13 protein-coding genes are annotated in these 14,197 nt (G+C 62.6%); 4 read left to right on the top strand and 9 right to left on the bottom strand.

From position 1 onward, the window contains the following. The first annotated feature begins 153 nt into the window (after positions 1-153). Positions 154-840, top strand: a complete 687-nt coding sequence (locus A6B35_RS19280) for a TerC family protein (protein ID WP_006199788.1) — start codon at positions 154-156, stop codon at positions 838-840. Positions 841-1,012: 172 nt separating this feature from the next. Then, the gene (gene rimO, locus A6B35_RS19275) at positions 1,013-2,329 is read left to right on the top strand and encodes a 30S ribosomal protein S12 methylthiotransferase RimO (protein ID WP_006199787.1); all 1,317 of its coding nucleotides are present in this window, start codon (positions 1,013-1,015) and stop codon (positions 2,327-2,329) included. 161 nt (positions 2,330-2,490) lie between these two features. On the opposite strand, the gene A6B35_RS19270 is transcribed toward rimO, so the two are convergent. Next, a complete protein-coding gene (locus tag A6B35_RS19270; protein ID WP_006199785.1) occupies positions 2,491-2,934 on the bottom strand; it encodes a hypothetical protein in 444 nt (147 codons plus the stop codon). A 355-nt stretch (positions 2,935-3,289) separates the two neighbouring features. Here A6B35_RS19270 and A6B35_RS19265 point away from each other — a divergent pair, with 355 nt between their 5' ends. Continuing rightward, positions 3,290-4,393: an acyltransferase family protein gene (locus A6B35_RS19265; RefSeq protein ID WP_040581890.1), complete on the top strand. Its 1,104-nt coding sequence runs from the start codon at positions 3,290-3,292 to the stop codon at positions 4,391-4,393. A gap of 45 nt (positions 4,394-4,438) precedes the next feature. On the opposite strand, the gene A6B35_RS19260 is transcribed toward A6B35_RS19265, so the two are convergent. From A6B35_RS19260 to A6B35_RS19225, 8 genes are all read right to left on the bottom strand, one after another. After that, positions 4,439-5,506: a BMP family ABC transporter substrate-binding protein gene (locus A6B35_RS19260; RefSeq protein WP_006199783.1), complete on the bottom strand. Its 1,068-nt coding sequence runs from the start codon at positions 5,504-5,506 to the stop codon at positions 4,439-4,441. Positions 5,507-5,555: 49 nt separating this feature from the next. Beyond that, a complete protein-coding gene (locus A6B35_RS19255; protein WP_006199782.1) occupies positions 5,556-6,476 on the bottom strand; it encodes an ABC transporter permease in 921 nt (306 codons plus the stop codon). After that, a complete protein-coding gene (locus A6B35_RS19250; RefSeq protein ID WP_040581884.1) occupies positions 6,476-7,588 on the bottom strand; it encodes an ABC transporter permease in 1,113 nt (370 codons plus the stop codon). Before A6B35_RS19250 ends, A6B35_RS19255 begins: the two co-directional genes overlap by 1 nt. Then, positions 7,585-9,162: an ABC transporter ATP-binding protein gene (locus tag A6B35_RS19245; protein WP_006199780.1), complete on the bottom strand. Its 1,578-nt coding sequence runs from the start codon at positions 9,160-9,162 to the stop codon at positions 7,585-7,587. Before A6B35_RS19245 ends, A6B35_RS19250 begins: the two co-directional genes overlap by 4 nt. 133 nt (positions 9,163-9,295) lie before the next feature. Then, complete coding sequence (locus tag A6B35_RS19240) at positions 9,296-10,273, bottom strand: quinone oxidoreductase family protein (protein ID WP_040581883.1); 978 nt, start codon at positions 10,271-10,273, stop codon at positions 9,296-9,298. 41 nt (positions 10,274-10,314) lie between these two features. Further along, a complete protein-coding gene (gene pcsA, locus A6B35_RS19235; protein ID WP_006199778.1) occupies positions 10,315-11,157 on the bottom strand; it encodes a phosphatidylcholine synthase in 843 nt (280 codons plus the stop codon). Further along, entirely contained in the window at positions 11,154-11,768 is a 615-nt protein-coding gene (locus tag A6B35_RS19230) for a DUF1326 domain-containing protein (protein ID WP_006199777.1), read from the bottom strand. The genes pcsA and A6B35_RS19230 overlap by 4 nt, the downstream gene beginning before the upstream one ends. A gap of 15 nt (positions 11,769-11,783) precedes the next feature. Then, positions 11,784-12,713: a DUF2182 domain-containing protein gene (locus A6B35_RS19225; protein WP_006199776.1), complete on the bottom strand. Its 930-nt coding sequence runs from the start codon at positions 12,711-12,713 to the stop codon at positions 11,784-11,786. Between the two features lie 59 nt (positions 12,714-12,772). On the opposite strand from A6B35_RS19225, the gene A6B35_RS19220 reads away from it, so the two are divergent. Further along, positions 12,773-13,984, top strand: coding sequence for a UbiH/UbiF family hydroxylase (locus tag A6B35_RS19220; protein WP_006199775.1), 1,212 nt, complete (start codon positions 12,773-12,775; stop codon positions 13,982-13,984). The last annotated feature ends 213 nt before the right edge of the window (positions 13,985-14,197 follow it).

The following is a 14,197-nucleotide window of genomic DNA, read 5'->3' as shown; positions in this document are numbered from 1 at the left end:
GGCGACAGTGCTGCTTGCCTTGTATCGCTGATGCGGCAAGGCGGGCATCCGACATTGTTCCCTGCAATCCCTTGACGCGCACGAACCATACACGTTAGGGCGTCTGGATATTCGACGACCGACACTCGGCGAACAGCAAAGGGCGTCCAGACGATGGAAATTTTCACCGCCGCGGGCTTCTCCGCCCTGCTCCAGGTCATCGCCATCGACCTCGTACTTGCCGGCGATAACGCCATCGTTATCGGCCTTGCCGCAGCCGGCCTTCCCTCCGATCAGCGCAAGAAGGCGATTCTCGTCGGCATCGCGGCGGCCACTGTGCTTCGCATCTTCTTTGCCCTGATCACGCAATGGCTGCTCGCCATCGGCCCCATGCTCCTCATCGCCGGCGGCCTGCTGCTGCTTTGGGTGTGCTGGAAGATGTGGCGCGAGCTGCGAGTCACCCATGAGCAGGAAGAGGATGCGACGGAATCGCTGTCCAATGTCGACTATGACAAGGACGGAACGATTGGCAGCAAGGGACCGCGCAAGACCTTCGCCCAGGCAGCGTGGCAGATCGTCATCGCCGACGTTTCAATGTCTCTCGACAACGTCCTTGCGGTCGCGGGGGCGGCGATGGACCATCCGACGGTGCTGATCATCGGCCTGGCGCTGTCGATTGCGCTGATGGGCTTCGCCGCTTCGTTTGTCGCACGGCTGCTGCACAAATACCGCTGGATTGCCTATATCGGCCTCCTGATCATCCTCTACGTCGCGGTGAAGATGTTTCTGGATGGTGCCGTGCAGCAGTTTCCCGAGCAGTTTGCGTTCTTGGCGCCCTGGTTCGGACCGAGCCATCATTGAGCCTGGGCGGTCGGCGCGCATCGCGGCGACCCGTTCGCGGTTTGCTTGACTGCGGAACTGTGCTATTGCGCCGCGCAAATTAGGCTCCCGCGAGAGCCCAACAGATCGATATGTATCGGGACTTCCGGGCCGGACCTCAGGGTTTCCGGCCCGCGTCCATTGGAAACCGCAAATGTCCGCAGCTCCCCGCGTCAGTTTCGTCAGTCTTGGATGCCCGAAAGCCCTGGTGGATTCGGAACGCATCATCACGCGCCTGCGCGCCGAAGGCTATGAGATCGCGCGCAAGCATGACGGCGCCGATCTCGTCGTCGTCAACACCTGCGGTTTCCTCGATTCGGCCCGCGACGAGTCGCTCAACGCAATCGGTTCCGCGCTTTCGGAAAATGGCAGGGTCATCGTCACCGGCTGCCTCGGCGCCGAACCGGACGTCATCCGCGAAAAGCATCCGAACGTTCTCGCCATCACCGGACCGCAAGCCTATGAGAGCGTGATGGCGGCGGTGCATGAAGCAGCACCGCCCAGCCACGATCCGTATGTCGACCTGCTACCGCCGCAAGGCGTCAAGCTGACACCACGCCACTACGCCTATCTCAAGATTTCGGAAGGCTGCAACAATCGCTGCACCTTCTGCATCATTCCCGCGCTGCGCGGCGACCTCGTCTCGCGCCCGGCCGCCGACGTGTTGCGCGAAGCCGAGAAACTGGCCAAGGCCGGGGTCAAGGAGATACTGGTCATCTCGCAGGACACCAGCGCCTACGGCATCGACATCAAGTACCAGACAAGCATGTTCGGCGACCGCGAAGTGCGGGCGAAGTTCCTCGATCTTTCGGAAGAGCTCGGCAAGCTCGGCATCTGGGTGCGCATGCACTATGTCTACCCCTACCCGCATGTCGCCGACGTCATCCCGCTGATGGCCGAGGGAAAAATCCTTCCCTATCTGGACATCCCGTTCCAGCATGCTTCGCCACAGGTGCTGAAGAACATGCGCCGCCCCGCGCATGGCGAAAAGACACTGGAGCGCATTCGCGGCTGGCGCGAGGTGTGCCCGGATCTCGCCATCCGCTCGACCTTCATCGTCGGCTTTCCCGGCGAGACGGACGAGGATTTCGAGATGCTGCTCGACTGGCTGGACGAGGCCAAGATCGATCGCGCCGGCTGTTTCAAATACGAGCCGGTCAGGGGTGCGCGTTCCAACGACCTCGGTCTCGAACAGGTGCCGCAGGAGATCAAGGAAGCGCGTTGGCATCGCTTCATGCAGCGCCAGCAGAAGATCTCGGCGACGCAGCTGGCCAAGAAGGTCGGCAAGCGCCTGCCGGTGTTGATCGACGAGGCGCATGGCACGTCTGCCAAGGGCCGCACCAAATACGATGCGCCGGAGATCGATGGCTCGGTGCATATCCAGTCGCGCCGTCCGCTGCGCGCCGGCGACATCGTCACCGTCAAGATCGACCGCGCCGATGCCTATGATCTCTATGGTTCAGCGGTCTAGAACCAATATTTTCGAACGGGCGATACGAAGCCGGCTCAGGATCTAGGGCGGGCCGATGCGGTTCGCCACGTCCCTGCGAGACCGGAAGCCGCCGAAAGGGCGCCTCCCGGCGCCCTCAGATTTTTTTTGGCACACCCTTCGGCAATCGGTGTTGCGTTTCGTCAGAGCTTCACCGCCTCGATTGCAGCCAGGGACCGATCGATCACCTGATCGAGGGTCTTATCCAGTTGCATGCCCGTCGACTCGGCTGCGACTACCGACAGCCGTGCGGCAAATCCCAGATGATAGTCCACGAACCAATCGGGTCGCGGCTCCGGCTCCGGAAATGGCCCCCACCACGGCGGAAGCTTCGGTATCTTCGGTCGCGTGGGGCACCAGTCGTCAAGGTCGCTCATTAACGCTTGCATACCGAGCCCGCCTCGCTCGGCGAACCACGCGCCGCGGACGAATTCGTCGGCGATCGCGGCGCCCAGTTCGTGAGGCGGGAGCGGCTGCGGATTGAGTGCGATCTGCGCAAGCCGCCCCTGTGGTCCGCGCGGGATGACGTCGAAGATGGCGGGAATGCGTTTCCCGATGATCGCCAAGAGTTTTTTATTCAATTGCATAAGACCTCCTTCTGCTGACACTTGTCACGCCGACCGATGTAGTCCAGGCCGCAAGATCAGCATGGAAGTAAAAGCCGTTGGTGTATGTGAAGGCGGTCACGGAGCCGCATCACGGATACTGTGACTGGCGCACGAGGACATGGATCTCACAAGAAATACCGGATTTAACACTTGGCGAAAGACCGTCGAGCGATCCTTCAAGATCGACCGCGCGACGTCGGCGACCTCTACGGCTCGGTGGCCTGACGTCGGTTCAACCTCGCCGCATTTACTACAACCGGCGATAGTTCCGGCGTCTTAACCCATTCGGCCGCAATCCGCATTAATGGTTTCAACCGTCGATGCGGGGGTTCGCATGCACGTCAAACCGGCGCGGCAGGATTACATCGCTACGCTGGACCTGTTGAGGCTGGCGGCTGCGCTGGCTGTCGTCATCTTCCACTATTTCTTTCGCGGCGCGGCCTCCGGCGCTCTCGCCGAAGCCTATCCGCTTGCCGCGCCGTTCGCCCTGTACGGCTACCTCGGCGTCAATTTGTTCTTTCTGATCAGCGGCTTCGTCATCGCCTGGTCGGCGGAAGGCCGCGACTGGGAACAGTTTGCGATGGCGCGCTGCGTGCGTCTCTATCCGGGCTTTCTCGCTTGCATGACGATCACCTTCATCGTCATCCTTGCTGTCGGCGAACCGCTGTTTTCAACTTCCTTCGCTCAATATGCCGCCAACCTGTCGATGTTTGCGCCGGCCTTCGGCCAATCGTTCATGGACGGCGTCTACTGGTCGATCGTGCTTGAGCTGGTTTTCTACGGCTGGGTGACGCTCGCTCTGTTCACTGGCATGCTCCAGAAACGCAAGCTGGAGCTGATCTTCATCTGGCTGGCAATCTCGGCGCTGAACGAGTTCTTCGTCGGCAGTCGTGCAATTAGGCTGCTGTTCATCACCGAGTTCGGCCCGTTCTTCGCCGCCGGCGTGGTGGTCCACCATATCCATGCGCATGGCCGTTCGCTGTCAGCCTTGCTGCTGCTTGCGGCCTCCTTCCTGCTGTCCTGCAGCACGATATCGGTGACGCGGGACTGGATGCTGAACGAATACGGCATTGCCGTCTCGCAGCCCCATCTCGTGATCGCCAATTTCGCCATGCATGCCATGCTGATTGGCGGCGTTCTGTTGCGTAGCCGGATTGGCCCACCCGGGCTGACGCTGGCGCTGGGCGGGTTGACCTATCCGCTCTACCTTCTGCACCAGAACATCGGCTATCTCGCGATCAATGCCGCCGCACCGCTGGTCGGCAAATGGACCGCCGCCCTGGGCTGCGTCGCCCTCATGCTCTTTGCTTCATGGGTGATCTGGCGCCATTTCGAGCGACCGGTCCAACGCGCTCTCAAGACCTGGCTGGGCCGTGCGGTTGAGGTCACGCTGGCGCGATTTCGGCGCGCCTCCACCGATGCGCAACCAGCCGAATGAAAAAGGGCGCCTCGCGGCGCCCTTTTCGTTTGATTTTTCCGATACTTACTGCGGCAGCTTGTCGTCGACGCCCTTGACGTAGAAATTCATGCCGAGCAGCGTGCCGTCGTCGGCGACTTCGCCGTCCTTCAGCCACGGCGTGCCGTCCTGCTTGGCGATCGGCCCGGTGAAGGGGTTCCAGCCGTCTGCGATCTTCTTCGTGGTCGCCTCTGCCATCGCCTTCACGTCGTCGGGCATGTTGGTGAACGGAGCCAGCTTGACGGCACCGTCCTTGATGCCCAGCCAGACATTACCCGGCTTCCACGTGCCGTCGAGCGCGGCCTGGACGCGGCTGATATAGTACGGACCCCAATCGTCGGTGAGCGAGGTCAGTTGCGCCTTTGGTGCGAACTTGATCATGTCCGAAGACTGGCCAAAGCCGTGCAGGCCACGCTCTTCGGCCACTTGCAGGGCGGCGGTGGAATCGGTGTGCTGGACGATGATGTCGGCACCCTGGTCGAACAGCGCCTTGGCGGCATCGGCTTCCTTGCCCGGATCGAACCAGGAATTGACCCAGACGATCTTGGCCTTGAAGTTCGGGTTGATCGACTGCGCGCCGAGCATGAAGGAGTTGATGCCCATCACCACTTCGGGGATCGGGAAGGAAACGATGTAACCGGCAACGCCGGCCTTCGATTCCTTGGCGGCGATCTGGCCGAGCACATAGCGGCCTTCATAGAAGCGCGCATTGTAGATGCCGAGATTGTCGCCGGTCTTGTAGCCGGTGGCGTGCTCGAACATCACCTTGGGGAATTTCTTGGCAACCTTCACTTCCGGATCCATGAAGCCGAAGGAGGTGCCGAAGATGAGCTTGCAGCCTTCGCGTGCCAGACGCTCGAAAGCGCGGTCGGCATCGGGGCCCTCGGCGACGTTCTCGAGATAGGCGGTCTCGACCTTGTCGCCGAGCGCCTTCTCCACTTCGAGGCGGCCCTGGTCATGCTGGTAGGAATAGCCGAAGTCGCCGATCGGGCCGGTATAGACCCAGCAGGCCTTGAACTTGTCCGCAGCCTCGGCGGTTACCGCCAGCGACATGGCGGCAGTCGTGGTCATCAGGGCAATAAGCAGTTTTTTCATTGTGTTACCTCTCTGAGTTAAGCCTTGGAGCTTCCCGTCTTTGTTATTGTCAACGATCCGGAACGAATGGCTGCCCCAAGGAAGCCGGCGTGTTCATCATCGTCAGACGCTTGTTGCGCGAGATTAGAACGAGAACCACGACGGTTGCCAGATAGGGCAGCGAAGAAAGCAGTTGCGAAGGCACCGGAATGCCAAATGCCTGTGCATGAAGCTGGCCGATCCAGACGGCGCCGAAGATGTAGGCGCCGGCCAGCACCCGCCATGGCCGCCAGGAGGCGAAGACGACCAGGGCCAGCGCGATCCAGCCGCGTCCGGCGGTCATGTTCTCAACCCATTGCGGCGTGTAGACCAGCGACAGGTGGCCGCCGGCAAGGCCGGCACAGGCGCCGCCGAAGATCACCGAGAGATAGCGATAGCGGATGACCTTGATGCCAAGCGCATGCGCCGAGGTATGGCTGTCGCCGATCGAGCGCAGCGTCAGCCCGGTGCGGGTCTTGAACAGGAACCACATGACGGCGGCGGTCAGCGCGATCGAGATGTAGAAGATCGGGTCCTGGCCGAACAGCAGCCTGCCGACGACCGGGATCGACGTCAGGCCGGGTATGTCGAGGTTCGGCAGCCGTTCGCCGGGTTGGCCGACGAAGCTGGTTCCCATCATGCCGGACAGGCCGAGGCCGAGCAGCGTCAACGACAGGCCGGTCGCCACCTGGTTGGTGGCCAAAGACAGCGTCATGACTGCAAACAGCAGCGAGAACACAGCGCCCATGGCGACGGCCGCGAGCAGCCCGATCCATGGCGATCCGGTGAGGTAGCCGGCGCCGAAGCCGCCGACCGCACCCATGATCATCATGCCTTCGACGCCGAGATTGAGCACGCCGGAGCGTTCGACGACCAGTTCGCCGATCGCAGCGATCAGCAGCGGCGTCGCCGCCGTGGCGATGGTCAAAAGGATGTTGACGGTGATGTCCATCAGCGGGCTTCCTTCAACTTCGGCGCGGCCTCGAGTTTCGGCGCGGCCAATCCGATCAGACGAATGCGGTAGTGAATGAGCGTGTCGCAGCCGAGCACGAAGAACAAAAGCATGCCCTGGAACACACGTGCCACCTTGTCGGAGATGCCGAGCGCGCTCTGCACCGCCTCGCCGCCGAGATAGGTCAGCGCCAGCACCAGGCCCGCGGCGACGATGCCGAGCGGATTGAGCCGGCCGAGGAAGGCCACGATGATGGCGGTGAAACCGTAGCCGGGTGAGATCACCGGCTGCAGCTGACCGATGGCGCCGGAGACTTCCGAGATGCCGGCAAGCCCGGCCAGCGCACCCGACAACAGGAAGGCGAAGAAGACCATGCGGTTGAGGCCGAAGCCGGCGAAGCGCCCTGCCCTCGGGCTCGAGCCGAGCACGCGGACCTCGAAACCCTTCAGCATGCGACTCATCAGGATCCAGATCGCCACCGCCGCGACCAGCGCGAAGACGAAGCCCCAGTTGGCGCGGCCGGCATCCGGCATCAATTCCGGCAGGATGGCCGAGTCGTTGAACTGAATGGTCTGCGGGAAACCATGGCCCTGCGGATCGCGCCATGGGCCACGAACCAGCCAGTCGAGGAAGAGCTGGGCGACATAGACCAGCATCAGGCTGGTCAGGATCTCGTTGGTGCCGAAGCGCGTCTTCAGCAAAGCCGGGATTGCCGCATAGGCGGCGCCGCCGACCATGCCGAACAGAAGCATCAGCGGCAGCACCAGCGGTCCCTCGAACTGAGGAAAAAACACCGGGATAATCGAACCGACAATGGCGCCCAGGATGAACTGGCCCTCGGCGCCGATGTTCCAGATATTGGCCTTGAAGCAAACCGACAGGCCGACCGCGATCAGGATCAAGGGCGCAGCCTTGATCGCCAGTTCATGCAGCTGCCAGACCTGGCTGATCGGCTCGATGAAATAGATACGAAACGCGCTCAGCGGGTTGACGCCGAGCAGCGCGAACATGATGGCGCCGGCGACGATCGTCAGCCCGAAGGCGATGAAGGGCGACAGCGCCGAAAACAGCATGGAGCGCTGCGGGCGTTTGACGAGTTCGAGGCGCATCATGCCGTCTCCAGCGTGTGTTCGGCGTGGCCGGGTTCGGCACCGCCCATCAGCAGTCCGATCTTCTCGAATGTGGCTTCGGCGATCGGCAGCGGCTTCGACAATTCGCCATTGTGCATGACCGCGATGGCGTCCGAAATCTCGAACAATTCGTCGAGGTCCTGACTGATCACCAGCACGGCCGAGCCGCTGCGGGCCAGTTCGATAAGCGCCTGGCGGATATGCGCGGCCGCACCGGCGTCGACACCCCAGGTTGGTTGGTTGACCACCATCACGCTCGGCCTGCGGTCGAGCTCGCGGCCGACGATGAATTTCTGCAGATTGCCGCCGGAAAGTGCAGCGGCTTCCGGATCCGGCGCGCTCTTGCGCACGTCCATCGCTTCTATGATGCGCTGGGCGGCGCTGTAGACCGCACTGCTTTTGACCATGCCGCCGGAGCCGACAAAAGCCTTGCCGTCGGTGGCGTGGCGCGACAGGAGCAGGTTTTCCGACAATTTCATGCGGGGTGCTGCACCATGGCCAAGCCGCTCTTCGGGCACGAAGGCAGCGCCCATCAACCGCCTGCCGGTGATGGTGAGGCCGCCGGCATCCTTGCCGCGAATGCGCACCGAGCCGGCATCCTGCTGCAGCACCTCGCCGGAGACGGATTCGAAGAATTCGCCCTGGCCGTTGCCGGCCACGCCTGCGATGCCGATCACCTCGCCGGCGCGCACCCTCAGATTGATGTTCTTGAGCGGGATCGAGAACGGCGTTGCCGGCTTGCGGGTCAGGGCACGGATATCGAGCAGTGCCGGCGCGGTCTCGATGCCTTCAGCCGGCGCACGAACCACCGCTTTCACCTCGTTGCCGACCATCATGCGGGCCAGCGATGAAGCTGTTTCCTGGCGCGGATTGCAGTGGCCGACCACCTTGCCGTGGCGCAGCACGGTGGCGCGGTCGCAGATGCGCTTCACCTCTTCCAGCCGGTGCGAAATGTAGAGGATGGACTTGCCTTCCGAGCGCAGCCGCTCGAGCGTTTCGAACAGCTTGTCGGCCTCCTGCGGCGTCAGCACCGAGGTCGGTTCGTCGAGGATGATGAGCTGCGGCGTCTGCAGCAGGCAGCGGATGATCTCGATACGCTGGCGTTCGCCGACCGAAAGATCGCCAACCAGCGATTCCGGATCGAGCGGCAAGCCGTAGCTATAGGAAAGCGCCCTCGCCTTCGCCGCAATGCTGCTGATCGGCGAGCCGTCGTCCAGCGACAGCGCAATGTTCTCGGCCGCGGTCAGCGCCTCGAACAGTGAAAAATGCTGGAAAACCATGCCGATGCCGAGTTTCTTGGCGGCGCCCGGACTGGTGATCCTGACTGCCTGGCCGTTCCAGAAGATCTCGCCTGAATTGGGCTCGAGCGAGCCGAACAGCATCTTGACCAGCGTCGACTTGCCGGCGCCGTTCTCGCCGAGCAATGCGTGGATCTCACCCTTGGCGATGTTGAGATCGACATGGTCGCACGCCGTCAGCGTGCCGAATATCTTGGTCAGTCCACGAACCTCAAGCAGGGTCGTGCCGTCATGATTTGCACTCACAGTGCCTCCCATCTGGTTTGCCAGATATGTTCTGTGTTCCCGCAAGCATGGTATGCGCTGCCGCCTCCCGTCGGAAAGCGGCACACGACTTGAAAGAGCTTCAAGAATTTCAGCGGAAACTCAAGGGATAGCAAGGCAGACGGGACTAAGGGATGAGAATGGTTGTTCCGGTCGTCCTGCGGCCCTCGAGATCGGAGTGCGCCTTGCCGGCGTCTTTAAGCGAATAGCGCTGGTTGATCCTGATCTTGACCGCGCCGCTCAAGACCACGTCGAACAATGCCGCGGCTGAGGCTTCGAGGTCCTCGCGCTTGGCATTGTAGACGAACAGCGTCGGCCTGGTGGCGAACAGCGAGCCCTTTTGCGCCAGCAGTGACATGCTGAACGGTGGGATCGGCCCGGACGACTGACCGAAGCTGACGAACGTGCCGAGCGGCCTCAGGCAGTCGAGCGAAGCCGGGAATGTATCGTTGCCGACGGAATCGTAGACCACGTCGCATTTCCTGCCGCCGGTGATGGCGGCGACGCCGGCGACAAAGTCCTGCTCCTTGTAGTTGATGACATGGTCGAAGCCATGCGCCTTGGCGAGCTCGATCTTGTCGGCGGAACTGGCTGTGCCGATGACGGTCGCGCCGAGATGCCTGGCCCATTGTCCGAGGATCAGGCCGACGCCGCCGGCCGCAGCGTGAAACAGGATGGTGTCGCCGGCCTTAACCTTGAAGGTGCGGCGCAAAAGGTATTCGGCCGTCATGCCCTTCAGCATCATGGCGGCGGCCTGCTCGTCGCTGATGCCGTCCGGCACTTTCACAACACGGTCGGCGGCAACCACGCGCTGCTCGGCATAGGCGCCGACATTGACGGCATAGGCGACGCGATCGCCCGGCTTTAGCCAGTCGACGTCGGCACCGACTTCCAGCACCTCGCCGGCCGCCTCGCCGCCTGGGATCAGCGGAAACCCGCCGGGCGGCGGATAGAGGCCCGAGCGGTGGTAGACATCGATGAAATTAAGGCCGATCGCGGTGTGCTGGATCAGGATCTGTCCGGCACCGGGTTGTCCCGGATCGGCGTCCTCATAGGTCATAACCTCCGGACCGCCATGGGCGTGGATGCGGACTGCTTTGGGCATCGATTGGTCTCTCTTGGGATACGGCTCGCCTGGGGCGGCTGTCAGGCCTTGGGATCAGTCTTTCCGGCGCCGGGCTTGGCGCCGAGATTTGGAAAGAACTGCATGATAGCGCCGATGCTTGCCAGGTAAAGTCCGGTCACGGTGATGCCAATCTTGGTGAAGTCGCTGACCTGTTCGCCGAGCACGCCGATCTGGTCGTAGAAGGCGGCGAGTGCGGCCTGTGCCAGCGCCAGCGCGCCAAAGGCGCACCACAAAAGCGTCATGCCGAGATTGATCGGCCGCAGCCGCACCACGCGCACCGGATGGATGAAGTTGATCGGCACGAAGGTGAGAATGCCGGCAGCCACGACCACGCCGAAGGAAACCCATTGTCCCGGTTCGATGACGAACAGCGTGAACACCACCATGTTCCAGACGACCGGGAAGCCCTTGAAGAAATTCTCCTTCGTCTTCATGCCGGTGTCGGCATAGTAGATGGCGCTGGATACGACGATGATGGCCGCCGACAGGAACGACAGACCCTCGCCCATGAAGCCGCGCTGATAGAGCGCGAAGGCCGGGATAAGCACATAAGTGACGTAGTCGATGATGTTGTCGAGCATTTCGCCCGACCAGGTCGGCAGGATTTCCTTGACCTCGAGCTTCCTGGCGATCGGGCCGTCGATGCCATCGACGAACAGTGCCAGGCCGAGCCACCAGAACATCGCCGTCCAGCGCTGCTCGCTTGCCGCGACCAGCGACAGGAACGCCAGGAACGAACCCGACGCGGTCAAGAGATGGACCGAAAACGCGCGCGCCTGCGGCCAGGTGACTTTCTTCTTCGGCCGCGGAATCCGGTCCGCGATTTTCTTGGCCGTTTTCCTGGCCGATGTGTTCTTGCTCACGGGCCGCGCCAGTCCAGCTTGCAGATTTCGGCCGAGCGGCCGGCAAAGTTCCAGTTGCGGCCGAAGGCCCGCATCTTGCTCTTGTCGGACTTCGCCACGATGATTTCCGGCGCGATCCAGTATTCGGAGTTGCTGATCACCGTATCCTTCTCGCGATCCTTGCCGGGAACCGGCGTCACCGCCCCGTCGATGATCTTCGGTATCTGGAAGATGCGCGTCTTGTCACGCGTCTCATAGCTGATCGGCACCTGTTCGACGCCGAGGAATTTTCCGACCAGGATGGAGAGCAGCGAGGTGGTTCCGCCGGCCTTGCCGGTGAATATCCTGGTCAGCGCCTTGACCGCGTAGACCGAGGCGCGCTTGTCGATGAACAGGCCGGCGGTCCAGTTGCCGCGGCTCATATAGCCGGGAATTTCCATGATCAGCCCGAGATTGAGGCCGGAGAGGTCGACCTCGCCGAAATGGCCGGCATCGATGCGGAATCCGGCCCAGGTCTGACAATAGCCCTCCGTCGGCGGATGCCCGCCGAGAGACAAGACGCAAGGGCAAAAAACCGTGCAATTGCAGGAGAGTACGAGCTCTCCCTTCATTGCCCAGCCCTGGTCGCTCATCGAATTCTCTCCCCCTCAGGCCGAGACTAATAGCAGCGCGGTTGCCCACACAAGCAGTATCGCACCGGCAACCCGGCTTGGCATCCTGCCCGCTGTCTGTTTTTCGATCAGGGTGAACAGGCCGATCAGCGCCATCCAGAAGACGTTCATGGCGCCTACGGCGAACATCACCAGCATCAGCGCCCAGCAGCAGCCAAGGCACCATACGCCTTGCTGCATGCCGAGCCTGAAGATGCGCAAGGGTTTTGCGCTCCAGTTGGCAAACAGGATCGAGAACGGGTTCCGGCACTTTGTCAGGCAGGCTTCCTTCAGGCCGCTGAACTGGTAGAGGCCGGCAATCAGCAGGGCGAGCGCGCCGGCAATTCCAACCGCCGGATCGAGCATCTGCCCGGACGCAGCGAATGCGTGGACGCCGAGCGTCAGCGCGGCAAACAGCGTCGACGCAACCAGCCATATGCCGAGATAGCCGGCGACCAGAACGAGCGGGTGGACGACCGGCTCGCCCTTGATCCGCGCCGTGTCGGCGATCTCGCAATAGGTGCGGATCATGGGTGCCGCCGAGGGCAGCATCGTCGCCACCGCCATCAGGAACCACATCGACATCAGCGCCAGGGCTTGTATCGCTGCCGCTCCGGCAAGCGGTGCAGGCGCAAGGCAAAGAGCAAAGAACCGGTCGAGAAAATCCGGCAGCGGCAGCCGCGGCAGATATCTGAGCACTGTATCGCCGGGCGCATCGGCGCCGGCAAAGCGGCTTTCGGCGCCGCGGATCGCCATCGCGCCGAGAATGGCCCAGGCAAAGGCGATGCCCATGCCGACGCTGACGGTCACCGCCAGCCGGGGATTGCGCGCGACGCCTGCGGTGGCGCGGCCGGCCCGGTCGAGATGGCTGAAGTCGTCGCTCATGGCAATCGAATGGGCCGAATCGCCGCGTTGATCAAGCCGCATGATCGGGCCTATACAGATTGGCGGCCGGTTGGGCCTCAATTGCGATCCGGAAGCCGAAATTGGACCATCAGGAAACAGCGCGAATACTGGTAGCCGGCAGCGGCCCGGCCGGCCTGATCGCCGCGCTCGGCTTTGCCGAAGCAGGCTTTCCGGTGACGCTGGTCGGCCCGGAAGCTGCCGGCGCCGATGGTCGCACCACCGCCCTGATGAACCCTGCCCTTGCGGTGCTCGAGCGGCTGGGCGTGCTCGCCGACCTCAAGCCGAAGGCGGCGGCGCTGAAGGTGATGCGCATCGTCGATGCAACCGGACGACTGATCCGCAGCCCGACGGTCACCTTCCGCGCGACCGAAATCGGCGAGGAGCAGTTCGGCCTGAACCTGCCCAACAGTGTTCTTCTCCCCGCCCTTGCCAAGGCGGTTGCCGCGCATCCCGGCATCGACTGGCGGAAGTCGATGGTTGAGAGCTGGCGCCTCGACGCCGGCCATGCGCATGCGACATTGGCCGATGGCAGCGAGGTTTCGGCATCGCTGGCGGTTGCCGCCGATGGGCGCCTGTCGCCGGCGCGCGAGGCGGCAGGCATCCCGGCCTCCGTGCGGCCCTATCCGCAGGCAGCGCTCGTCCTCAATTTCAGCCATCGTAGCGAGCATGCCTTCACCTCGACCGAATTCCACACCGAAACCGGTCCGTTCACGCAGGTTCCCCTGCCCGGCAACCGCTCCAGCCTTGTCTGGGTGGTAAAGCCGGAAACGGCGAAAGAGCTTGCGGCACTCGATGACGACACGCTTTCACAGCGCGTCGAGGAGCAGATGCAGTCGATGCTGGGCCGGGTCTCCGTTGAGCCTGGCCGGCAGGTCTACCCTCTGTCGGCGGCGTCACCCGGGCGTTTCGCGCAGAACCGTGTCGCGCTGGTCGGTGAAGCCGCGCATGTTTTCCCGCCGATCGGCGCACAAGGTCTCAATCTCGGTATCAGGGATATCGACGACCTGATTGGAATCGCTTGCGAAAATCGAACCGATCCAGGCTCCAGGATGAGCCTTGCGGCCTATGATTCCAGGCGGCGGCCCGACATATTGGCGCGCAGCGGTGCGGTCAATCTGCTCAACAGGTCGCTGCTGTCGGACATGCTGCCGGCGCAGATGGCGCGCAGTGCCGGTCTCAGCGTGCTTGGCAGCTTCGCACCGCTGCGCGCCTTCTTCATGCGTGAGGGGCTGCGGCCGGGCAGTGGCTTCCAGGCGCTCACTGGGGGCTTCAGGAAACAGGTCCGTCGGTAACCAGGCCGACATCGGACATTCTTGCCCCGTCCCGAAACCTCTGGACCGGATGGTACGTTGCTTGACCAGACGTCAAGCGCTTCGGGATTGAATTGAAGGAGCGTCTGCGTCAAATAGCACCCACTCACCCTAAAGTGGGGCTCGATTTTGGTGGCGGGTTGTGTAGATTCAAGGTCTTAGGGCGTCTTCGCGTCGCCTTGAAGACTTAAGTGG

This window comes from Mesorhizobium amorphae CCNWGS0123, from assembly GCF_001686985.1.
In the GTDB taxonomy this organism is placed as follows: domain Bacteria; phylum Pseudomonadota; class Alphaproteobacteria; order Rhizobiales; family Rhizobiaceae; genus Mesorhizobium; species Mesorhizobium amorphae.
This window is presented reverse-complemented; position numbering and strand designations above follow the sequence as displayed.